Source organism: Streptomyces sp. NPDC059917 (genome assembly GCF_042730635.1).
In the GTDB taxonomy this organism is placed as follows: domain Bacteria; phylum Actinomycetota; class Actinomycetes; order Streptomycetales; family Streptomycetaceae; genus Streptomyces.
On sequence record NZ_JBHWLC010000023.1, the window covers coordinates 25,097 to 46,197 of the forward strand.

Annotated in this window: 16 protein-coding genes; 12 read left to right on the forward strand and 4 right to left on the reverse strand. The window is 74.0% G+C overall.

Annotated features, from left to right (window positions below; genetic code table 11):
- Nucleotides 1-55 precede the first annotated feature (55 nt).
- Nucleotides 56-607, forward strand: a complete 552-nt coding sequence (locus ACFWAR_RS15880) for an HPP family protein (protein WP_385777339.1) — start codon at nucleotides 56-58, stop codon at nucleotides 605-607.
- A 33-nt stretch (nucleotides 608-640) separates the two neighbouring features.
- Here the strand turns inward: ACFWAR_RS15880 and ACFWAR_RS15885 are convergent, their stop codons facing one another.
- Both ACFWAR_RS15885 and ACFWAR_RS15890 read right to left on the reverse strand, forming a co-directional pair.
- Nucleotides 641-2,500 carry a M1 family aminopeptidase gene (locus ACFWAR_RS15885; protein ID WP_385777341.1) on the reverse strand — a complete coding sequence of 620 codons (1,860 nt, stop codon included), beginning with the start codon at nucleotides 2,498-2,500 and terminating at the stop codon, nucleotides 641-643.
- Nucleotides 2,501-2,770: 270 nt separating this feature from the next.
- Entirely contained in the window at nucleotides 2,771-5,923 is a 3,153-nt protein-coding gene (locus tag ACFWAR_RS15890) for an AAA family ATPase (RefSeq protein ID WP_385777343.1), read from the reverse strand.
- Between the two features lie 261 nt (nucleotides 5,924-6,184).
- On the opposite strand from ACFWAR_RS15890, the gene ACFWAR_RS15895 reads away from it, so the two are divergent.
- The 3 genes from ACFWAR_RS15895 to ACFWAR_RS15905 all read left to right on the forward strand — a co-directional run bounded on the left by ACFWAR_RS15895 (nucleotide 6,185) and on the right by ACFWAR_RS15905 (nucleotide 10,949).
- On the forward strand, nucleotides 6,185-6,928 hold the full coding sequence (locus ACFWAR_RS15895; RefSeq protein ID WP_385777345.1) for a hypothetical protein: 744 nt from the start codon (nucleotides 6,185-6,187) through the stop codon (nucleotides 6,926-6,928).
- A 206-nt stretch (nucleotides 6,929-7,134) separates the two neighbouring features.
- Nucleotides 7,135-8,703: an oleate hydratase gene (locus tag ACFWAR_RS15900; protein ID WP_385777347.1), complete on the forward strand. Its 1,569-nt coding sequence runs from the start codon at nucleotides 7,135-7,137 to the stop codon at nucleotides 8,701-8,703.
- Between the two features lie 164 nt (nucleotides 8,704-8,867).
- Complete coding sequence (locus ACFWAR_RS15905) at nucleotides 8,868-10,949, forward strand: peroxidase (RefSeq protein WP_385777349.1); 2,082 nt, start codon at nucleotides 8,868-8,870, stop codon at nucleotides 10,947-10,949.
- A gap of 209 nt (nucleotides 10,950-11,158) precedes the next feature.
- Here ACFWAR_RS15905 and ACFWAR_RS15910 read toward each other — a convergent pair whose 3' ends face one another.
- Nucleotides 11,159-11,536 carry a MerR family DNA-binding transcriptional regulator gene (locus ACFWAR_RS15910; RefSeq protein WP_385777351.1) on the reverse strand — a complete coding sequence of 126 codons (378 nt, stop codon included), beginning with the start codon at nucleotides 11,534-11,536 and terminating at the stop codon, nucleotides 11,159-11,161.
- Nucleotides 11,537-11,611: 75 nt separating this feature from the next.
- Between ACFWAR_RS15910 and ACFWAR_RS15915 the strand changes: the two genes are divergently transcribed.
- On the forward strand, nucleotides 11,612-12,340 hold the full coding sequence (locus ACFWAR_RS15915) for an SDR family oxidoreductase (RefSeq protein ID WP_385777353.1): 729 nt from the start codon (nucleotides 11,612-11,614) through the stop codon (nucleotides 12,338-12,340).
- Between the two features lie 48 nt (nucleotides 12,341-12,388).
- Here ACFWAR_RS15915 and ACFWAR_RS15920 read toward each other — a convergent pair whose 3' ends face one another.
- Nucleotides 12,389-12,964 carry a helix-turn-helix domain-containing protein gene (locus tag ACFWAR_RS15920; protein ID WP_385777355.1) on the reverse strand — a complete coding sequence of 192 codons (576 nt, stop codon included), beginning with the start codon at nucleotides 12,962-12,964 and terminating at the stop codon, nucleotides 12,389-12,391.
- Between the two features lie 132 nt (nucleotides 12,965-13,096).
- Here ACFWAR_RS15920 and ACFWAR_RS15925 point away from each other — a divergent pair, with 132 nt between their 5' ends.
- From ACFWAR_RS15925 to ACFWAR_RS15955, 7 genes are all read left to right on the forward strand, one after another.
- Entirely contained in the window at nucleotides 13,097-14,218 is a 1,122-nt protein-coding gene (locus ACFWAR_RS15925) for an aryl-sulfate sulfotransferase (RefSeq protein ID WP_385777356.1), read from the forward strand.
- Nucleotides 14,215-15,612, forward strand: a complete 1,398-nt coding sequence (locus ACFWAR_RS15930; protein ID WP_385777358.1) for a uracil-xanthine permease family protein — start codon at nucleotides 14,215-14,217, stop codon at nucleotides 15,610-15,612. Before ACFWAR_RS15925 ends, ACFWAR_RS15930 begins: the two co-directional genes overlap by 4 nt.
- A gap of 10 nt (nucleotides 15,613-15,622) precedes the next feature.
- Nucleotides 15,623-16,039: a VOC family protein gene (locus tag ACFWAR_RS15935; protein ID WP_385777360.1), complete on the forward strand. Its 417-nt coding sequence runs from the start codon at nucleotides 15,623-15,625 to the stop codon at nucleotides 16,037-16,039.
- Nucleotides 16,040-16,171: 132 nt separating this feature from the next.
- Complete coding sequence (locus tag ACFWAR_RS15940) at nucleotides 16,172-18,562, forward strand: ATP-binding cassette domain-containing protein (protein ID WP_385777362.1); 2,391 nt, start codon at nucleotides 16,172-16,174, stop codon at nucleotides 18,560-18,562.
- A gap of 99 nt (nucleotides 18,563-18,661) precedes the next feature.
- On the forward strand, nucleotides 18,662-19,327 hold the full coding sequence (locus tag ACFWAR_RS15945; protein WP_385777364.1) for a hypothetical protein: 666 nt from the start codon (nucleotides 18,662-18,664) through the stop codon (nucleotides 19,325-19,327).
- Between the two features lie 128 nt (nucleotides 19,328-19,455).
- Nucleotides 19,456-19,704 carry a ferredoxin gene (locus ACFWAR_RS15950; protein WP_385777471.1) on the forward strand — a complete coding sequence of 83 codons (249 nt, stop codon included), beginning with the start codon at nucleotides 19,456-19,458 and terminating at the stop codon, nucleotides 19,702-19,704.
- Nucleotides 19,697-21,088 carry an NAD(P)/FAD-dependent oxidoreductase gene (locus tag ACFWAR_RS15955; RefSeq protein ID WP_385777366.1) on the forward strand — a complete coding sequence of 464 codons (1,392 nt, stop codon included), beginning with the start codon at nucleotides 19,697-19,699 and terminating at the stop codon, nucleotides 21,086-21,088. Before ACFWAR_RS15950 ends, ACFWAR_RS15955 begins: the two co-directional genes overlap by 8 nt.
- The last annotated feature ends 13 nt before the right edge of the window (nucleotides 21,089-21,101 follow it).

Below are 21,101 nucleotides of genomic sequence, written 5' to 3' on the forward strand. Positions count from 1 at the left end.
CATCCCGTGCCCGCCCGTCCCCGGCCTGCCAGCCGTTTTCCCGGAGATCGTTCAGATGCGTGCCGACGCCCCCGCCGCCGTGCCCACCGCCGTGCCCCACCCCCGTCCCCCGGCGCACCCGCTGCCGCCGCGGCCCCCGGCCCGGCCCGGGCCGCTCGCCGCGCTGCACATCACCAGCGCGGCGACCGCCGTGCTGCTCGGGCTGGTCGCGATCGGCGCCATGATCCACGAGCCGGTGCTGATCCCGCCGCTGGCCGCGAGCGCGGCGTTGGTGAACAGCGTGCCGACCCTCCCGCTGGCCCAGCCGCGCAGCGTGGTCGTCGGACACCTGCTGGGCGCCGTCGTGGGGTACGGGATCCTCGCCGCGGCCGGCGGCAGCGCGTGGGCCGCCGCGGTGGCGGCCGGGATCACCCTCGCGGTGCTGATGGTGGCCCGTACCCCGCACTCGCCGGCCTGTGCCACCGCCGTCATCGTCGTGCTCCAGAGCCCCGCGCCCGCCCGCTTCGTGCCCCTGCTGCTCGGCGCGAGCGTGCTCCTGGTCGGCGCCGGGTACGCCGCCTCGCGCGTCCGGCCCAAGGCGCCGAAGTACCCCGCCTACTGGTGGTAGGCGGGGCACCGGTCACGCGCTAGCGGGGTGGCATCAGCCCTCGATGCGGTGCTGGGTCCAGAAGGAGGTCAGGTCCGTGGTCGTGGCGGCCTGGGCGGCCGCCTTGAACTCGGCCGTGGTCGAGACGCCGTACCAGTGGGCCGCGGCGTAGTCCTTGAGCAGCTTGGCCATGACGGTGTCGCCCAGGACGCGGCGCAGGTCGTGCAGGGCGCACTTGCCGTAGCCGTAGACGACGGTGGAGTAGCGGGACGAGTGGGCGTCCCAGTAGCCCATCGAGTTGGTGATCTTCTCGCCCGTCCCGGACCAGGAGACGCTGTTCCAGCAGTTCGCGCCGGTCTTGTTCTGGGCCAGGTCGGTGGCGTAGTCGGTGAACGACTCGTCGAGCCAGGGGCTGGTGTACTCGTCGTCGCCGACGATGCCGTACCACCACTGGTGGGCGATCTCGTGGGTCAGCGCCGTGGTGCTGACCAGGTCGAGGACGAAGCCGGGGTACTCCATGCCGCCGAACCAGTAGTTGTTGTCGATCACCGCGTCCAGTTCGCCGTACGGGTAGGCGCCGAACCGGGCGGAGTGCGCGTCCACGGCGGACTTGGCGGTGCTGAGCATCGACTGCGCGTCGGCCGAGCTGATGCCCGAGACGGAGTAGATGTTGACCGGGGTGCCGGCCGCCGAGGTGCCGGATATCTTGCTGAAGGGACCGGCCGCCCAGGCGAACTCGCGGACCTTGGTGGCGGTCGCGGTGGTGACCGTCCGGCCGCTGGTCCCGGGCGTGTCGACGGAGCCGCCCGTCGCCGGTACGAGCAGGCTGCTCGGGTGGTCGAGGGTCACCTTGAAGTCGGAGGCCAGCGCGTAGAAGGACTCGCCGTTGTTGGTGTACGGGTCCAGGTGCCAGCCGGCCCCGTCCTTGACCGCGAGCACGGGCAGGGCGTTGCCGACCATGCTGAAGGCGCCGTCGTAGCCGAACCGGTCCGCACCGCTGGGGACCGTGATGCCCAGGTCGAAGCCGATCGTGGCGCTCTGGCCCTGGGCCAGCGGGGTGGGCAGGGTGATCTGCAGGGCCGTGCAGCCGACCGAGAGGGCGCCCGCGGTGCCGCCGGTGACATTGGTGACCGAGATCGGCATGGCGGCGCAGGTGCCGTGGTAGTTGTCCCACAGCCGCAGGTACACCTCGCCGAGCGCGGTGGCCGAGGCGTTGGTGAAGGTGGCGCTCTCGTGGCCGGTCCAGCCCGTGCCGCTCGCGTTGCTGGTGAGGTTCACCGTGTAGGCGGGCGCGGACGGGGTGCGGGTGGAGTCCCCGGGCGGGGTGGTGCCGCCGGAGGTGTCCAGGGCCACGTCGTCGACGACGAAGCTGGTCTGGAGGCTGGAGTCCTCGGTGCCGGTGAAGGCGAGGCTCACGGTCTGGCCCGCGAAGGCCGAGACGTCCAGCGACTTCTGCACGTAGCCGGTGTTCTTGTCGAGGTTGGAGTACGTCGCCAGCGTCGTGGTGCCGATCTTCGCCGTCAGCTTGTCGTACTTCGTCGACGTGGTCGTCTCGGCCGTGTCGATGTGCAGCCAGAAGGTGAGGGTGGCGGTGCTGCACCCGGAGGGGATCGTGAGGCTCTGGGAGAGGGTGTCGGTGTGGGTGCTGCCGACGCCGTTCAGCCAGGCGAACCGGGTGCCGCCGTGGGCGCCCTGCCCGGTGCGGTTGGTGATGATGCTGGTCTGCGACTGGGTCCAGGGCGAAGTGCCGCTCTCGAAACCGCCGTTGGCGACGACCTGGGTCGGGGTGCAGGCGGCGGCGACCGGGGCGGGGCGGGGTGCGGCCGTCGCCGGGCCGCCGCAGAGCGTGGTGGCGGTCAGCGCCGCGACGGCGAGTGCCGTCGCGGCGAGGGTCTTGTGGGGGGTCGTTCTCACTCGGAACTCCTTTGAGACGGCCGGATGACGGCCTGCTCGGTGGCGGCCCGGTCGGCTCGGGTGGGCCGGCGGGCAGCCGCGGGCTGCGCGCATCGCTCGCGCGATCGCTGAGGTGAGATGTCTGGCCCGTCCCCTTGGGTCAGGGGACGCAGGCGGAAGCCTGGCAGACATGATCGGTACATGCCATCCGGGAGAGGTAAAGGTGTTCCCAGCTGTTGACCACCTTCCGCCCGGGGGCGAAGTCCGGTCAGGAGGCGGGGTGTTGGCGCCTCATCTGCCGGTGCGGGCCGCGAGGGCGGCCAGCGCCGAACGGCTGGCGACGCCCGTCTTGCGGAAGATGTGCGAGAGGTGGGTGTCGACCGTGCGCGGGCTCAGGTAGAGCCTGGCCGCGATCGCCGGGGTGGTGAGGCCCTCCGTCACCAGGGCCGCGATCTCCCGCTCGCGCGGGGTGAGCCCGGGCAGGGCGGGAGCGGGCGGGGCGGGAGCGGACGGGGAGGTCGCGGGCGAAGGGCCGCTACGGGAGGGGCCGGTGGCGTCGGCGGGCTCGGCCGGGGGAGCGGCGGACGGTGCGAGCGTCGCGAGCGGCCGCGGGACCACGGGTGCCGGGGGGAACAGGTCGGCGAGTCCCGTGAGCAGGCGGGAGCCCCCCGCCTCGGCCATCGCGCGGCCCCGCTCCCACGGGCCCGCCGCCGCGCCGGGATCACCGGCCTGCGCCGTCAACGCCGCGCCGATCAGCAGGGCCTGGGCCTCCCAGAGGCTCGCGCCCGAGCGCGCGGCCTCCTCGGCCGCGCGGGCGTACTGCCGTGCCGCGGCGGCGGGCTCCCCGCGGCCGGCCAGCAGTTGGCCGGCGCTGCGCAGCGCCGAGGCCCGCTGGCCGGGCAGCCCGAGGCGTTCCGCGTCCTGCCCGGCCAGCGCGGCCCACCCGGTGGCGGCGGCCAGGTCACCGGTGGTGACCGCGGCGGTGACCAGGGCCTCCAGCAGCAGGGGGCGCATCGAGGGCTGGAGGCCCGCCAGTTCCGGTCCGCCGCCCGCCCGGAGCATCGCGGCGCGGGCCCGGACCGGGTCACCGCTGTGCAGGGCGGCGTAGCTCATCACGTACCACACCAGCGAGCTCCACCAGCTGGTCGACGGTCCGGCGAGGGCGACCGCCTCCTCGGCGACGGCGAGGGAGGCGCGGTCGCCCGGCGGCAGGGACGCGATCAGCACCTGCGCCTTGTTCGCCAGGACCAGGGCGAGGAGTTGGTCGCTGCCGATGCCGCGGGCGATGCTCTCCGCCTCGTCCGTCTGGTCCAGGGCCGTGCCGAGCCGGCAGGTGTTCATGTGGACGGCCGCCTTGCACAGCAGCAGGTGCGCCATGATGTGCAGGGGGCCGCTGCGGCGGGCGACGGCCAGTCCGCGATCGGCGTGCCGCTCCGCGTCCTCGAACCGCTCCAGGTAGAACTCCGCCAGGCTCAGCCGGGACAACGGCTCGCACATGTCGCCGAGTTCGTGGTCGGCCAGCGCGTCCACGCGGGCGGCGGCGCGGTCGATGAAGCCCAGGGCGGTGCTCACGTTCCCGCCGTACGCCTCGCCGAGCGCCGAGATCGCCAGCGCGCCCGCGGCGGCCGGGGCGTCCCCGAGCCGCTCCGCCAGGTGGAAGGTCCGCACCACGGTGCTCCGCACCTCCGCGTAGGCGAGGGAGTGGGGCGCCGAGGAGCTGAGTTCGAGCCCGAGGGCGAGCGCCGCGGCCGGTCGGGGCGCGGGCAGCCGGTCCAGCTCGCGCCGCAGCAGGGCGACCGCGGCCCCGTAGTGGCCCAGGTGGCGCTCCATCGAGGCGCACAGGGTCACGGCATCGGCGCGCACCCGGTCGTCCTCCCCGGCGGACGTCTGCGCGATCAGCTCCCGCAACAGGTCGCGGCTCTCCCGCAGTTCGCCGCAGACGCTCAGCGCGCGCGCCCGACGCAACAGCAGGTCCAGCCGACGCGCCGTGTGGCCGGGGGCGTCCGGCAGCACCCGCAGCACCACCTCCAGCCAGTGTGCGCAGCTGGCCGGGGCGGTGGTCTCGGACTGCCCCGCCGCCTCCAGCAGGACCGCGGCCAGCTCGGGGTCCCACCCGGTCAGGGCCCGCTCGACGTGCGGGGCCCGCGCGGCGGCCGAGGTGCCGGCCCGGGCCAGGGCGGCGGCGGCCCGCCGGTGCATCCCCGTGCGCCGCCGGTGCTCGGTGTGCTCGTGGACCACGGTCCGCAGCACCGGGTGGCGCAGTGACCAACTGCCGCCGGGCGCGGGCCGCAGCAGGTCCCGCCGGGCCAGTACGGCCAGGTCCGCGTCGAGCACGCTGGCGTCCGGGGCCTCGGCGACGACCGCCAGCAGCGCGGGCGTGGCGCGGTCCCCGAGCACGGCGACGGCCTCGGCCGTGCGGCGCTGGGCGGCGGTGAGCGGGGTGAGTTCGTCGAGGAGCAGCGCGGTGAGGTCGCCGGTGGGCAGCGACGGGCCGGGCTGCTGCTGGAGCAGGGCCAGGAAGTAGAGCGGGTTGCCCTCGCTCGCGGCGTACAGCCGTGCGGCGCGGGCGGGCGGCAGCCCCGGGGCGAGGTGCTCCACGCAGACGCGCTCGTCGAGGGGGCCGAGGTCCAGGCGCAGTACGGCGCCGGTGTCGGCGCCCCGGGTGAGCGCGGCGGCGAGGGAGGGCGAGGTCTGGCGGTCGCGCCGGGCCACGACGATCGTGACGGGGGCGCGCGGCGGGTGCCGCACGAGGTGGTCCAGCAGCTCCAGGGAGGCCGGGTCGGCCCAGTGGAGGTCGTCGAGGGCGATGAGCAGGCCGCGTCCGCCGCCGTGCTCGCCGCCGAGGGTGGCGAGGGCGCCGAGCAGCCGGGCCACCGCGCGGTGCAGGGAGAACCGGTCCACCGGGGCCGAGACGTCCCGCCGGTCCCGGCCCCGAGCACCCGGACCCGTACGGTCCGCGCCCCCCTCCGCCGCCGGTCCCGCCGCCCCGGGCGCACCCGGGCCGGGCCCCGGCCCCGGCTCGTGGCCACTGCCCGCGCTCGCGCCCGTACCCGTACCCGTACCCGTACCCGCGCCCGTACCCGTACCGGCGCCCGCGTCCGCGCCCGGCCCGGGTTCCGCGCCCGCGGAGACCCCGTACAGCACGGGCCCCACCGGCTCGGCCTCGGCCGCCACCGCCCGCAGCGCCTCCGGATCCAGATCGGCGAAGGCATCGGTGAACAGGCGGAAGGGAATGTGCTGTTCGTATTCGGTGGCCCGGCCGCGCAGCACGGTCAGGCCGCGCGCGCGGGCCCGCGCGCACACCTCGGTGAGCAGCCGGCTCTTGCCGATCCCGGCCGCGCCGACGAGGTCGACGACGGACGGCACGCCGGCGCGCCCGTCGAGCACCCGGTCCAGCCGGTCCAGCTCGGCCCCCCGGCCCAGCAACACGCTCCCGTGCGTCATGGCCCCACCCCCCGGTGTCCGTTACCCGCACCGCTGTCCGCTACCCGCATTCGGGACCGAGGATACGTAGGCGGTCCTACGGATGCCGCGCGGCGGGCGCCGCTGTCAGCATCGAGGGGGCCGGGAACGCCGGAGTGGGGGCCGGACGCTCCCGGCCGCCATTCGACGACGTACCTGGTGACCCACCCGGTGTCGTACCGAGTGCGGTCCCGATGCCGCGCCGGTGCCCCGACCCGACACCGCGCCCGACGAGGAGTCCGCATGCCCCGATTACCCGCGTCCGCCGCTCTGCTCCTGACCGTCCCGCTGCTCGCCCTCACGGCGTGCTCCGGCTCGGGCTCCGATTCGGGCGCGGGACTGGGCCTCGGCCTGGGGCCGGACCGTGCCGCCCCGTCCGCCTCCGCGTCGCCCTCGGCGTCGCCCTCCGCGTCCGCCCCGCCCACTCCCTCCGCGTCCGCTCCCGCCCCCGGAACGGCGCCGGTGCCCACCGGCGCGGCGTCCCGACCGTGCACGCCCATCGCCGCCCTGGACGCGGCGGGCCTGGGCGCCTACATCAAGGCCCTGCGGGCCAGCGACCGCACGACGTCCTCGTACTCGGCGCTCTTCATGGTCGACACCGGGGTGTACCTGCGGTTGAAGGACGCCCAGCGCCCGTGCGAGCCGATCCGGGTGCGGCTCAGCCACTTCCGGGTGCACATCGCCAAGGCCACGCCGGGATCCTCGACGGGCGGCTTCTCCTTCACCTATACGCCGCTCGAAACCCTGACCGTGTCGGCGGGCCCGGGCGACGGCTTCGCCGAGGGCAGCAAGCCCCCGGCCACCGAGAAGTGCGGCGGCACGCTGTCGGTCTCCTACCTGGGGGACGAGGTGACGGCCCGGGAGCTGCCGTCCCAGCTGCAGTTCCCGAAGACGGACTCCACGCTGGACTGGACGCTGGCCGACGTCTCCGCGGACCGGGTGCTGGACGCCGTCTTCAAGCCACCGGCCGACGCGGGCTCCTGCTGAGGGAGCGGCCCGCCGCCGACGCCCCGGGATCGCGGCGACGACGCGGGGCGGCGCACCGCGGGGGTGCGCGCCGCCGGTCGTCCCGCGGTCGGGCGGGCCTGCCAGGCGGCCCACCCGGGTTGCGGGGGGCGCCGGGGCCTGTTGGGTTGGCAGGGTGACCGCGCGGCCGACCGGGGCCCGCGCGGCCGGGCGAGCGGAGACACGTCGTGGCCAAGGCCTATCTGGTGGGTGCGGGGATCGCCTCCCTGTCAGCGGCGGCGCTGCTGATCAGGGAGGGCGGCTTCGAGGGCGCGGACATCACGATCCTGGAGGCGCAGGGACGTACCGGCGGGAGCCTCGACGCGGCGGGCGACCCGGACACCGGCTACACCATGCGCGGCGGGCGGATGTTCGAGCTGCACTTCGAGTGCACCTACGACCTGCTCTCCTCCATCCCCTCGCTCGACGCACCCGACACCTCCGTCACCGAGGACACCTTCGCCTTCCACGAGGACTTCGCGTGGAACGACAAGGCCCGCCTGGTCGACGCCACCGGCCGACCGGTTCCCACGCGCTCCATGGGCTTCTCCGAGCGCGACCGGCTCGACCTGGTGGCCTGCGTGGGCACCCCCGAGTCGCGCCTCGACGGCAAGCGCATCTCCGACTGCTTCGCACCGGAGTTCTTCACCACGAACTTCTGGTACATGTGGTGCACGACCTTCGCCTTCGAGCCCTGGCACTCGGCGATCGAGTTCCGGCGCTACCTCAACCGGTTCGTCCACCTCTTCAAGACCTTCGACACCATGTCGGGCATCTACCGCACCCGCTTCAACCAGTACGACTCGATCGTGCGCCCGCTCCAGGCCTGGCTGCGGACCCAGGGCGTGCGCTTCACCATGAACACCACCGTCACCGACGTCGAGCTGGCCGACGGCGACGGCATCACCGCCACCGCCCTGGTCCTCGCGCGGGCCGACGGGGCGGTCGAGCGGGTCGCGCTCGCCCCCGAGGACCTCGTCCTGGTCACCAACGGCTCGATGACCGCGAACTCGACCCTGGGCACCACCGACACCCCCGCCGTGCTGGACACCTCCGCGCCGGACGCCTCGTGGCGGCTGTGGCACACCCTCGCGGCCAAGCGCCCCCACCTCGGCGACCCGTCGGTCTTCGACACCTCCGTCGCGGACTCCACCTGGGGGTCGTTCACCGTCACCACCAAGGACCCCACCTTCTTCAAGGCCATGGAGGAGTTCTCCGGCAGCGAGGCCGGCAAGGGCGGCCTGATCACCTTCAAGGACTCGGGCTGGCTGCTGACCATCGTGCTCAACCACCAGCCGCACTTCCACGAGCAGCCCGACGACACCTTCGTCTGGTGGGGCTACGCCCTCTTCCCGGACAAGCCCGGCGACCACGTGCACAAGCCCATGGCCGCGTGCACGGGCCGGGAGATCCTGTCCGAGGTGCTCGGGCACCTGCGCCTCGCGCAGAGCGAGCAGATCCTCGAATCCTCGGTCGTGCGGCCCGCGTTGATGCCCTACATCACCAGCCAGTTCCTGGTCCGCAAGGCCGGCGACCGGCCCCGGGTCGTCCCCGAGGGCTCCACCAACCTGGCCTTCATCGGGCAGTACGCCGAGGTCCCCGACGACGTGGTGTTCACCGTCGAGTACTCGGTGCGCACCGCCTGGACCGCGGTGGCGGAGCTGCTGCACCTCGACCGGCGGCCGCCGCCGGTGTACAAGGGCGGCCACGACCCCAAGGTGCTGCTGGAAGCGCTGCACACCATGCACCGGCGCTGAGTCGGGCGCGGCGGCCCCCGGTCCCGTACCGGGAGCCGTTCGCGTACGGGGGGCCGTTCGTGTGGGGCGCGGGCCCGTGACTCCTCCGACTGGCGGACCGTCAGCCGACACTCCGTCACCCCATCGGTGTGCCCGCCTCGCGCGGGCCCCTCCGATCCGCCAGGGTGACGATCATCGGCCGCCCGGCCCGCCTCCCCGGCGTCACCCGGCGGTGCACCCACCTTCCCCGCCCGGAGGACACCTTGCAGAGCCCGCCCTCCCCGCACCACCCCACCCGCCGTCACGTCGTACGGGCCGGGGCCGGTGCCGCGGCCGTGCTCGCCGTGGGCGCCTGCCCGGCACCGGCGACGGCCGCGCCCACCGCCGCCCCGGGCGCCCCGGCGGCCCCCCGGGCCGCGGCGCCCGACCTGCCCCTGCGGGCCGACACCACCACCCAGGGCGACGTCCTCGCGGGCTTCCGCAAGGACCACGTCTGCCTGCTGCTCATCCACTTCCACGCGCCCGCGAAGGGCCGGAGCTGGCTCGGCAAGCTCGTTCCCCAACTGTCCACCACGGACAAGGTCACCCGTTTCAACAGCGACTTCAGCGCCGCGCGCCACCTGCGCAACGGCGTGGACCCGGCCTCGATGTCGGCCTCGTGGGTCGGCGTGAGCCTCACCCACCCCGGCCTGAGCGCGCTCGCCGAGAAGGACCCCTTCCCGGCCGTCCTCGCGGGCAGCACCGCCGAGGCCTTCCGCGAGGGCGCCGCCGGTCGCGCGGAGGAGCTGGGGGACACCGGGGACAGCGCCCCCGAGGCGTGGCTCTTCGGGGCCGGGGGCGAGGAGGTGCACGCCGTCCTCACCCTGGCCGCGGACGATCCCAAGAGCCTGGCCGAGGCCGTCGGCCGACACGGCCGCGCGCTCGACCGCGCCGAGGCCGAGGTCCTCTTCCGCCAGGACGGCGCCACCCTGCCCGGGGCGCTGCGCGGCCACGAGCACTTCGGCTTCCTCGACGCCATCAGCCAGCCCGGCGTACGCGGCTTCGACGCGCCCGACCCCGTCAACGGCACGGGCGTGCGCGGCAAGCCGGGCTCCCGGCTGATCCCGGCCGGTGAGTTCGTGATCGGGCAGGAACGCGTCGGCGCCCGACCCGCCGGACTGCCCGCATGGGCCACCGGCGGCTCGTTCACCGTCGTGCGGCGCCTGGCCCAGGACGTCGCGGGCTGGTGGGAGCAGGCCGCGGAGTGCCTCGCGGAGCTGAAGCGGTCCGGAGCGGCGCCCGCCGACGCGACCACGGCCTGGCTCGCTTCCCGGATGGTCGGCCGTTGGCCCGGCGGCGCTCCGGTCGCCACCTGCCCGGCCGCCGAACGGGTGCCGCTGCCCGGCGAGGACATCGACGGAATGCTCGACTTCCGCGAGGACCCGCAGGGCTGGACCACGCCCCTGTTCTCCCACATCCGCAAGAGCAACCCCCGCGCCGGTCTCACCACGGTCCCCGGCCGCCCGCCGCTGCCCGCCGCCACCCTGGACAACCGCCGCATCATCCGGCGCGGCATCCCCTTCGGCCCCCCGCTGCGCCCGGGCGGCGGGCCCGGCGGCCACGGGGGCCCCGCCGCCGGGGCCGGTTCCCCCGACGACGCCCCGCGCGGCCTGCTCTTCATCAGCCACCAGGCCGACCTCGTCGAGCAGTTCGAGTTCATCGCGAAGCGCTGGGTCAACAACGCGGACTTCCCCCCGGCCCGCCATCCGCTCCCCGGCGCCGACCCGGTCATCGGATCCGGCTCCGCCGCCACCTTCGAGTGCCCGTCGGCGAGCGGCGGCCGCGCCACCACCCTCACCTTCCGCCGACACGTGCGCACCGAGGGCACGGTCTACGCCTTCACCCCGTCCCTGCCCACCCTGCGCGCCCTCGCCGAGGGCCGCCTCGACACCGCGATCGAGGTGCACCCCGGCACCGTGCTGCGCCCCGGCGACGTCCTGGACGCGGGCGCCGCCCGGCTGGCCCTGGAGTCCAACGGGGACCTCGTGCTGCGCGACCGCGACGACCGCAGCCTGTGGAGCGCGGGCACCTCCGGAGCGGGCGCCGAGGCGCACTTCTCCGCCGACGGGGAGCTGAGCGTGCGCACCGAGGCCGGGGCGGTGAGCTGGTCCTCCAAGACCGCCGGTCACCCGGGCACCCGCCTCCTGGTCCGCCCCACCGGGGACGTGGTCCTGCTCCAGGGCGGCACGACGCTGTGGCGCGCCGCGGGGGCGACCCCGGCCCACTGAGCGGAGCTCGCCGGTCCTCGGCGTGCCCTCCGGGGGCGCCTCAACCTCCCCCGGCCACCGCTGGGAGGCGCCCCCGGGCGGGGCTGGAAAATGCAGCCCCGCCGGCGATCGAGGCGTCCCCGGAGGGGTCTTGTCCGGGGACGAGATCCGAAGGAGACGACCTGGTACTCCAGCCGTAGATCGCTGGTGCGACGTCCGACCGACCGTGCCTACGGGTGCGTGTCCGTGATCGCGATGACCCCGTCGAGGCGGTCCAGGGCGGCCTGCATGTCGTCGATCTTGGCCCGGATGCGGTCCCGCTCGGCGCGCAGCATGGCTCGTTGGTCGGCGTCGGTGTGCCCGGAGTTCCAGCACGGCAGGAGTTCCGTGATCCTTCGGCTGGTCAGGCCGGCGGCGAACATCTGTTGGAAGAAACGGACCAGGGGGACGGCATCCTGCCGGTAGAGGCGCTGGCCGGATGGGCTGCGCTCCGCGATGAGCAGCCCCTGCTGCTCGTAGTAGCGCACGGCGCGCACCGAGACGCCGGCACCCCGCGCCACCTCGCCGATACGGATCAGCCGCTCGGCCGCGGCCTCTGTGGCGGTCATGGTGATTCCTCTCCTCCCGGCCCTGATGACCAGCACTTGCCCCTGACGCCAACGTCAGGTTTTAGCGTACCGGGCATGGACATCAACAACTCAGTTGCCCTTGTCACCGGAGCCAACCGCGGCCTGGGCCGCGCCTTCGCCCAGCGTCTGCTCGAACGGGGCGCCCGCAAGGTCTACGCGACGGCCCGCCGGCCCGAGACCATGGACCTGCCCGGGGTCGACGTGCTGCCCCTCGACATCGCCGATCCCGCATCCGTCAGGGCCGCCGCCGAGGCCGCCCCGGACGTCACGCTGCTCATCAACAACGCGGGGATCCAGACGGGGACCGACCTGGTGACCGGTTCGCTGGACGCGGTACGGCGCGAGCTGGAGACCAACGTGTTCGGCCACTTGGGAATGATCCGCGAGTTCGCGCCGGCGCTCGCCAGGAACGGCGGGGGCGCGATCGTCAACGTCCTCTCCGCCATGTCGTGGTTCGGGGGCAAGGGCGCCAATGCCTACCACCTGACCAAGGCCGCCGCCTGGGCCATGACCAACGGCGTCCGCCTGGAACTCTCCGATCAGGGCACGCTCGTGACAGCGGTGCACCTCGGCCTGGCCGACACCGACATGGCCGCGGGCTGGCCCGTGGCCAAGATCGCGCCGTCGGACCTGGCCGACGCGGCGCTCGACGGTGTCGAGGCGGGCCTGGCCGAGGTCCTCGCCGACCAGTGGAGTCGAGACGTCAAGTCCCGCCTGCCGCTGACGCCGGAAGAATTCAACGACGCGATGGACCGCGCCCTGGCGGCGCTGACGGCGGCATGAGGGGCCCCTCGGGCCGCACTGACTCCGGTCGGTCGCTTCGAAACTCGGTCAACTGACACTCCATCCGCAGTCGTCCGAGACGGAGACCAGCAGGACGCGGGTGTCGGCGCTGGTCGCGCGCCAGCGGTGGCGCACCCCGCCGGTGAGGTAGAGGGTGTCGCCCCGCTCCAGGCGGTACGTGCGCCCCTCGGCCTCGACCTCGGCCGCGCCGTCCGCGACGTACATCAACTCGTCGCCCCGGTGCGTGAACTCGCGGTCGGCGTGCTGCGGGCCGGTGAACTCCAGGGCGTGCATCTGGTGGTGACCGCGGACCAGGGGGCGGACCCCGCCGTCGGAGGCCAGCCCCGCTTCCTCCCGGGCCCGGACCACGTCCACGGAGCGGTCCGCGGCGTCGGCGGCGGCGAGGAGTTCCACGGCGGTGGTGCCCAGGCCGTCCGCGATCCGTTGGAGCGAGCGCATGCTGGGCCGCGCGCGCTCGTTCTCGATCTGGCTGAGGAAGGGCACGGACAGGCCGCTGCGCTCCGCGACCGCGGCCAGCGTCAGGTCGAGGGCCCGTCGGCGGCGGCGCACGGCGCCACCGAGCCCAGGGCTCGCCGCACCGCCCGCGGTGGGTGTCTCCGTCATGATCGCGTCCTCCCCGGGCCACCCTACGTGCGGCCGGGAGATGTTTCGTACGCCCGTCACACGGCTGACACAACGGAGCCCTACCTTCGAACTCGTTCGAGTACATCAAAGAAAGTTTGAGGAGGGGTAGTCGTGCCCACCGTCGACCAGAACCAGCGCCGCCGCCGCGGCACCGGTCTCATCGCCCTGGATCCCGACGCCGCGTTCGAGGGCCACACCCTCTACGCACCGCTGACCGGCGGCGGCGAGGTGTACCTGGTGAACCTGCGCGGCGAGACCGTGCACACCTGGAAACTGCCGCACCGCCCCGGCCGCCACGCCCGGATCCTGCCCGGCGGACTCCTCGCCTACAACGGGGTGCTGCCCGGCGAGGACGCCCTCTTCCCGATGTGGCACAAGTACCGCGGCGGCGTCATGGGCGTCCACGCACCCGACGGGACGGTGCTGCGCGAGCACCGCGACCCGCTCCAGCACCACGACGCCCACCACCTGGACGACGGCGGGATCCTCTACACCGCCCTCGAACCCCTGACCGGCCGCGAGGCGGCCGCCGTCCGCGGCGGCGTCGCCGGTTCCGAGGCGGACGGCACCGTGTGGGCCGACACGATCAAGCAGGTCGACGCCGAGGGGAACGAGGTGTGGTCCTGGCGCGCGGCCGAACACCTGGACCGCGAGGCGTACCCGCTGCACCCCGACTACGCCCGGGAGCACTGGCCGCTGATCAACTCCGTGGTCCCGCTCGCGGACGGCAACGTCCTGGCCAGCCTCCGCAGCGCGTCCGCCGTCGTGATCATCAGCCGGGAGACCGGCGAGGTCCTGTGGCGCACCGAGCCGGGCACCGTCTCCCAGCAGCACCACCCCTCCGAACTGGCCGACGGCAACCTGCTGGTCTTCGACAACGGGGTGTTCCGCCCCGGGCACGACGTCCCCTACTCGCGGGTGATCGAGATCGACCGCGGCTCCGGGAAGGTGGTGTGGGAGTACCACGACCCCGCCAAGGAGTCCTTCTTCGCCCCCTTCATGGGCGCCGCGCAACGCCTCCCGAACGGCAACACGCTGATCACCGACTCCCCGGCCGGGCGCCTCTTCGAGGTCACCGCCGAGTCCGTGCTGGTCTGGGAGTTCGTCGTCCCGCAGTTCGGCGGCTACGAGGAGTCCGAGGTCCGCGACCTCTTCCCCGCCGAGCCGAACGCGGTCTTCCGCGCCTACCGCTACGCGGCCGACGAACTGCCCTGGCTGGAGTCCGGATCATGAGTACGACGCCCACGCCCGCCGCGTCCGCCACCGCGCCCCCGGCGGCCCCACCGGCCGCCGCGACGACGCCCGACGCCGTCGACGAGCGGATACCCCTGCGCCGCCTCGCCCCGCTCGCCGTCCAGCACGTCCTCGCCATGGCCGCCGCGCCCGTCTCCACCGTCTTCCTCACCGCCGCAGCCCTGCGGCTGACCGGTGCGCAGAGCGCCGCGCTGCTCAGCGCGGTGCTCGTGCTGTCCGGAGCCGGATCACTGCTCCAGTCCCTCGGCATCTGGAAGTTCGGGGCGCGGCTGCCCTTCGTCATGCTCCCCGGCGGCGCCGCGACCGCGCTGTTCATCCAGACGGCCAAGGACCACGGCCCGGCCGTCGCCTCCGGCTCGGTGCTCCTGGCCGCCGCGCTGCTCCTGGCGGTGGTCCCGCTGTACGCGCGCATCGTGCGGCTCTTCCCGCCCCTGGTCATGGGGGTCACCGTGCTGCTGATCGGGATCGCCATGATCCGCGTCGCCGCCCAGCTCATCGCCGGGCCGACCGGGAACCCGCCGCCCCGGGCCGTCGTCCTGGCGGGCGTCACGGTGGCGGCGACCCTGGCCGCGTACCTGCTCCTGCGCGGCGTCTGGCGCCAGAGCGCGGTCCTCATCGGCATGGCCGCCGGGACCCTGATCGCGGTGGCGACGGGGCTCGGGACCTTCGCCCCGGCCGCGGGCAGCGGCTTCGCCCTGCCCCACCCCTTCCCCTACGGGACACCGCGGTTCGACCTCCTCGCGGCCCTGCCCCTGCTCCTCTTCAGCCTCACCACCCTGGCCGAGATCACCGGCCAGAGCGTCCTCAACAGCGAGACGGTCGGCCGCGCGGCCGACCCGGGCCGAGACGTCCCGAAGATCGCCCGCGCCGACGCGCTGACCTCGCTCTTCGCCGGGGCGCTCGGCACGTCCCTGATGGTGACCAGCTCGGAGAACATCGGCATCGGCCGGCTGACCGGCGTCCGCAGCCGGTTCGTCACCGCCGCGGCCGGCGGCCTCCTCGTGGTCCTGGGCCTGCTCTCCCCGCTCTCCCGCGCGGTCGCGGGCCTGCCACCGGCGGTGGTGGGAGGATCCGCCCTCGTCGTCTACGCGGTGATCGCCGTCATGGGCGTCCAGATGCTCGCGCGCGCCGACCTGGCCGAGGGGAGCAGGTCGATGGTCGCCGCCCTCGCCCTCGCCGCGGGCCTCCTGCCGGTGCTCGCCCCGAACCTCTACGGAGCCTTCCCGAGCTGGGTCCGTACCGTCCTGGGCTCCGGCGTGGTCGCCGGCACCCTCGCGGCCGTCCTGCTCCACGCCCTGTTCGCCGCCGCTCACCCGCCGGGGGCCCGCGATCGGTCAGGAACGGAGAAGCCGGAGCCGATCCCGGGAACCTAGCGTGGAACCCATGGACATCAACCTCTCGCAGTGCTTCATCGCCGTCGACGACCACGACGCGGCGATCGCCTTCTACCGGGACGTGCTCGGCCTGGAGGTGCGGGGCGACGTCGCGGCGCACGGGATGCGGTGGGTGACGGTCGGCGCGCCGTCGCAGCCCGACGTGGACATCGTCCTCGAACCGCCGCTCGCGCACCCGAACGCCTCGGCCGCCGACCGCGAGGCGGTGGCCGACCTGCTGGCCAAGGGCCTGCTGCGCGGGGCCATCTTCCGCACCGACGACTGCGACGCCGTCTTCGAGCGGATCCGCGCCGCCGGCGGCGAGGTGGTCCAGGAGCCGATCGACCAGCCGTACGGCGTCCGCGACTGCGCCTTCCGCGACCCGGCCGGGAACATGCTGCGCTTCAGCCAGGCGCGGGGGCGGTGACCCCCGCCCCGTGAACGGGCGCCCCCGCGCCGGTCGGCACCCGCCGACCGGCGCGGGCGGAGCGCCGATCCGGTAGACAGGGGGAGTGGACCGGCGCCGCGACCGCGCCGACGCAGCAGACATGGAGAGACGATGAGCAAGCGCACGACGACGGACGCGCAGCCGCCCGCGCCGCACGGCGCCGACAGCCACGACCTGATCCGCGTGCACGGCGCGCGCGTGAACAACCTCAAGGACATCAGCGTCGAGATCCCCAAGCGCCGCCTGACGGTCTTCACGGGGGTCTCCGGCTCGGGCAAGAGCTCGCTGGTCTTCGGCACGATCGCCGCGGAGTCGCAGCGCCTGATCAACGAGACCTACAGCGCCTTCGTCCAGGGCTTCATGCCCACGACGGCCCGCCCGGAGGTCGACGTCCTGCACGGGCTGACGACCGCGATCATCGTCGACCAGCAGCGGATGGGCGCCGACCCCCGCTCCACGGTCGGCACCGCCACCGACGCGAACGCCATGCTGCGCATCCTCTTCAGCCGCCTGGGCACGCCGCACATCGGCCCGCCCGGCGCGTTCGCCTTCAACGTCCCCTCCGTCCGGGCCAGCGGCGCCATCACCGTCGAGCGCGGCGCGAAGAAGACGGTGAAGGCCACCTTCACCCGCACGGGCGGCATGTGCGTGCGCTGCGAGGGCCGGGGCGCGGTCTCCGACATCGACCTGACCCAGCTCTACGACGACTCGAAGTCGCTCGCCGAGGGCGCGTTCACCATCCCGGGCTGGAAGTCGGACAGCTTCTGGACCGTGCGCGTCTACGCCGAGTCGGGCCTCCTCGACCCCCACAAGCCGATCGCGAAGTTCACGAAGAAGGAGATGCAGGACTTCCTCTACCGGGAGCCGACCAAGGTGAAGGTCGAGGGCGTCAACCTCACCTACGAGGGGCTGATCCCCAAGATCCAGAAGTCGATGCTGTCCAAGGACCGCGAGGCGATGCAGCCGCACATCCGCGAGTTCGTGGACCGCGCGGTCACCTTCACCACCTGTCCCGAGTGCGAGGGCACCCGGCTCAGCGCCGAGGCCCGCTCGTCGAAGATCAAGAAGATCAGCATCGCCGACGCCTGCGCCCTCCAGATCAGCGACCTCGCCGCATGGGTGCACGACCTCGACGAACCCTCGGTGGCGCCGCTGCTCGCCACGCTGCGCCAGACCCTTGACTCCTTCACGGAGATCGGGCTGGGCTACCTCTCCCTCGACCGGCCGTCGGGCACGCTCTCGGGGGGCGAGGCGCAGCGCGTCAAGATGGTCCGCCACCTCGGCTCCCCCCTCACCGACGTCACCTACGTCTTCGACGAGCCCACCACGGGCCTGCACCCCCACGACATCCAGCGGATGAACGACCTGCTCCTGCGGCTGCGGGACAAGGGCAACACCGTGCTCGTGGTGGAGCACAAGCCGGAGACGATCGCGATCGCCGACCACGTCGTCGACCTCGGTCCCGGCGCCGGTGCGGGCGGGGGCACCGTCTGCTTCGAGGGCACCGTCGAGGGCCTGCGGGCGGGCACCACCGTCACCGGCCGCCACTTCGACGACCGGGCCGCGGTCAAGACCGAGGTGCGCGAGCGCACCGGGACCCTGGAGATCCGCGACGCGCGCACGCACAACCTGCGGGGCGTCGACGTCGACGTCCCGCTCGGGGTGCTGGCCGTCGTCACCGGCGTCGCGGGTTCCGGCAAGAGCTCCCTGGTGCACGGATCGATCCCGCGCGGTGCCGGGGTGGTCCACGTCGACCAGGGCGCGATCCGCGGCTCGCGGCGCAGCAACCCGGCGACGTACACGGGTCTGCTCGACCCGATCCGCAAGGCCTTCGCCAAGGCCAACGGGGTGAAGCCGGCGCTCTTCAGCGCCAACTCCGAGGGCGCGTGCCCCGCCTGCAACGGCGCCGGGGTGATCTACACCGACCTGGCGATGATGGCCGGGGTCGCCAGCGTCTGCGAGGAGTGCGGGGGCAAGCGCTTCGACGCGTCCGTCCTCGACTACCACCTCGGCGGCCGCGACATCAGCGAGGTGCTCGCGATGTCGGTGACCGAGGCGCGGGAGTTCTTCGGCGACGGCGAGGCGCGCACACCGGCCGCGCACGCCGTCCTGGTCCGGCTCGCCGACGTAGGACTCGGATACCTCAGCCTCGGCCAACCGCTGACCACCTTGTCCGGCGGCGAGCGCCAGCGGCTCAAGCTCGCGACGCACATGGCCGACAAGGGCGGGATCTACGTCCTCGACGAGCCGACCGCGGGCCTGCACCTCGCCGACGTCGAGCAGTTGCTCGGACTGCTGGACCGGCTCGTGGACTCCGGCAAGTCGGTCATCGTCGTCGAGCACCACCAGGCCGTGATGGCGCACGCCGACTGGATCATCGACCTCGGTCCGGGCGCCGGCCACGACGGCGGCCTGATCGTCTTCGAGGGCACCCCCGCCGACCTCGTCGCCGCCCGGAGCACCCTCACCGGCGAGCACCTCGCGGCCTACGTCGGCACCTGACGGCGGCCCGCGCCGGTCCACCCGGGCGAGGTGACGCCGCGTCACCCGGGTGGTCCGGCCCCGCTGGCGGCCCCGCACGGCGCCCGGCTTGCTGGAGGCATGAGACAAGGACCACCGACAGGACGACCGACGACGCCCCCGGGGCAGAGCCTGAGCACCCCGCGGATGGCCGGGCTGGCGGGGGTGCTCTTCGCGATCCTGCTCGCGGGCGCCATCGTGCTGGCCCGGATCGCCCTGCCCGAAGGGGGCGGCGCGGCGCGCGTGGCCATCACCTCCGGCCAGCGGGACGCGGTGACGGCGGCCGTGGAACTCGTACCCTTCGCGGGGATCGCCTTCCTCTGGTTCATGGGGGCGCTGCGGGCGCACGGCGGCGACGCCGAGGACCGCTTCGTCTCCACCGTCTTCCTCGGCAGCGGCCTGGTCTTCGTCGCCTGCCTCTTCGGCGCCGCCGCGGCCGCCGGCACGGTGCTCGACGCCGACCAACCCCAGGATTTCGGCCGCCACTTCTCCTACACCCTGCTCACCACCTACGCGATGCGGATGGCCGCCGTCTTCGTCCTCGCGACCTCGACCATCGGCCGCAGGCTCGGGGTCTTCCCGCGGCCGCTGGTCCTCCTCGGGACCCTCGCCGGTCTGGTGCTGCTGGTGGTCGGGTCCTCGGTGCCGTGGTCCGAGCTGGTGTTCCCGGCCTGGGCCCTGATAATCAGCGTGTACGTCCTGAAGTCGGGCCTGGCCGCGCCACGGCCGCCCGGCCCCGCGGCCTGACCCGCCCCCCGACCGGCGTCACCCTCGGCGATTCACTCCGACGGAGGCGCCCGACGGGCCCCGCCGCGCCACGGCCCGCAGGCTGGTCCGGGGAAGCCGCGGGGGGTCACCGAAAGGACCACACCTTGCTGAGGCTCGTCGTCGATCTCAACCGGTGCCAGGGATACGCGCAGTGCGCCTTCCTCGCCCCCGACGTCTTCGCGATGCACGGGGACGAAGGGCTGCTCTACGACCCGATGGCCCAGGCCGCCCAGCGCGAGCGCGTGCTCCAGGCCGCCGCCGCCTGCCCCGTACAGGCGATCCTCGTGGACGAACTCGACCTGGCCGCGGCCGGCGCCGCCACCTCCACCGGATCCGGGGAGGTCTCCGATGGCTGACAGCGCCCTCGAACAGCTCAAGCGGTCCGGCCGGATCGTCATCGTCGGAGCCTCACTGGCGGGCCTGCGGGCCGCCGAAACCATGCGGGAGAAGGGCTTCACCGGCTCGCTGACCCTGATCGGCGACGAGCCCCACGAACCGTACGACCGCCCGCCCCTGTCCAAGGGGGTGCTGCTGGGCCGGGCCGACGCGGATCACACCCTGCTGCCACGGCGCCGCGACCTCGGCGCCGAGTGGCGCCTGGGCGTACCGGCCGACGGCCTCGACATGGCGGCCCGTACGGTCAAACTGGCGGACGGCGACGAGGTGCCCTACGACCGGCTGCTGATCGCCACCGGAGTGCGCGCCCGGCCCTGGCCGAACGAGGCCGAACGCGAACTCGGCGGCGTCTTCACCCTGCGCACCCGCGGTGACGGAGCGGCCCTGGCCCGGGCGCTCGCCGCCGGACCGAGCCGGGTCCTGGTCATCGGCGCCGGTTTCACCGGCTCCGAGATCGCCTCCGCCTGCCGCGAACGCGGCCTGGAGGTGACCGTCGCCGAGCGCGGGGACGGCCCCCTGGTCGGCGCCCTGGGCGGCGTGATCGGTGCGGTCGCCGCCGAGATGCAGCGCGAGAACGGCGTGGACCTGCGCACCGGCGTCATGGTCACGGGCCTGGAGGGGGACGCGACCGGCAGGGTCCGGGCGGCGCACTTCTCCGACGGCACCACCCTGGAGTGCGACGTCGTGGTCGTCTCGCTCGGCGCCCAGCGCAACACCGAGTGGCTGACCGGCTCCGGGCTGGGGGCGGGCCCGCGCGGGATCGCCTGCGACGCCGGTTGCCGGGCCTTCGACATCCGGGGCATCGTCACCGACGACATCTACGTGGCGGGCGACGTGGCCCGTTCCCCGCACGCGCTCTTCGGCTACCAGTTCCTGTCCCTGGAGCACTGGGGCAACGCGGTGGCCCAGGCCGAGACCGCGGCCCACAACATGCTGAGCGAGAGCACCGACCGCCGCCCGCACCTGTGGGTGCCCGCGTTCTGGTCCTCCCAGTTCGGGGTGAACATCAAGTCCGTCGGAGTGCCCTCCATGGGCACCGAGATCATGATCGCCCAGGGCTCGCGCGCCGAGCGCCGTTTCACCGGCGTCTACGGCTACCAGGGCCGGGTGATCGGAGCGGTCACCTTCGACAACTCGCGCTGGTTGCAGTTCTACGAGCAGCAGATCGAGGCGACCGCACCCTTCCCGCTCCCCTTCACCACCGTGGACCGCCGCTCGGAGGGCCAGAAGCCGATCCCCGCGGACTTCCCCGACCCCTCCGTGCCCACGCACGGCCCGACCATCACCCTCAGCGGGTACTCCCCGGCCGACCGCCGGATCACCTTCACCCCCGCCGGGCACTGACCCGCACGCCCAC

Bases quoted from the DNA above. Each gene is read 5' to 3' on its own strand.
- ACFWAR_RS15920 (WP_385777355.1), bottom strand. From the start codon at position 12,964: ATGACGGAGACACCCACCGCGGGCGGTGCGGCGAGCCCTGGGCTCGGT.
- ACFWAR_RS15895 (WP_385777345.1), top strand. From the start codon at position 6,185: ATGCCCCGATTACCCGCGTCCGCCGCTCTGCTCCTGACCGTCCCGCTG.
- ACFWAR_RS15910 (WP_385777351.1), bottom strand. From the start codon at position 11,536: ATGACCGCCACAGAGGCCGCGGCCGAGCGGCTGATCCGTATCGGCGAG.
- ACFWAR_RS15955 (WP_385777366.1), top strand. From the start codon at position 19,697: ATGGCTGACAGCGCCCTCGAACAGCTCAAGCGGTCCGGCCGGATCGTC.
- ACFWAR_RS15945 (WP_385777364.1), top strand. From the start codon at position 18,662: ATGAGACAAGGACCACCGACAGGACGACCGACGACGCCCCCGGGGCAG.
- ACFWAR_RS15890 (WP_385777343.1), bottom strand. From the start codon at position 5,923: ATGACGCACGGGAGCGTGTTGCTGGGCCGGGGGGCCGAGCTGGACCGG.
- ACFWAR_RS15930 (WP_385777358.1), top strand. From the start codon at position 14,215: ATGAGTACGACGCCCACGCCCGCCGCGTCCGCCACCGCGCCCCCGGCG.
- ACFWAR_RS15915 (WP_385777353.1), top strand. From the start codon at position 11,612: ATGGACATCAACAACTCAGTTGCCCTTGTCACCGGAGCCAACCGCGGC.
- ACFWAR_RS15880 (WP_385777339.1), top strand. From the start codon at position 56: ATGCGTGCCGACGCCCCCGCCGCCGTGCCCACCGCCGTGCCCCACCCC.
- ACFWAR_RS15935 (WP_385777360.1), top strand. From the start codon at position 15,623: ATGGACATCAACCTCTCGCAGTGCTTCATCGCCGTCGACGACCACGAC.
- ACFWAR_RS15940 (WP_385777362.1), top strand. From the start codon at position 16,172: ATGAGCAAGCGCACGACGACGGACGCGCAGCCGCCCGCGCCGCACGGC.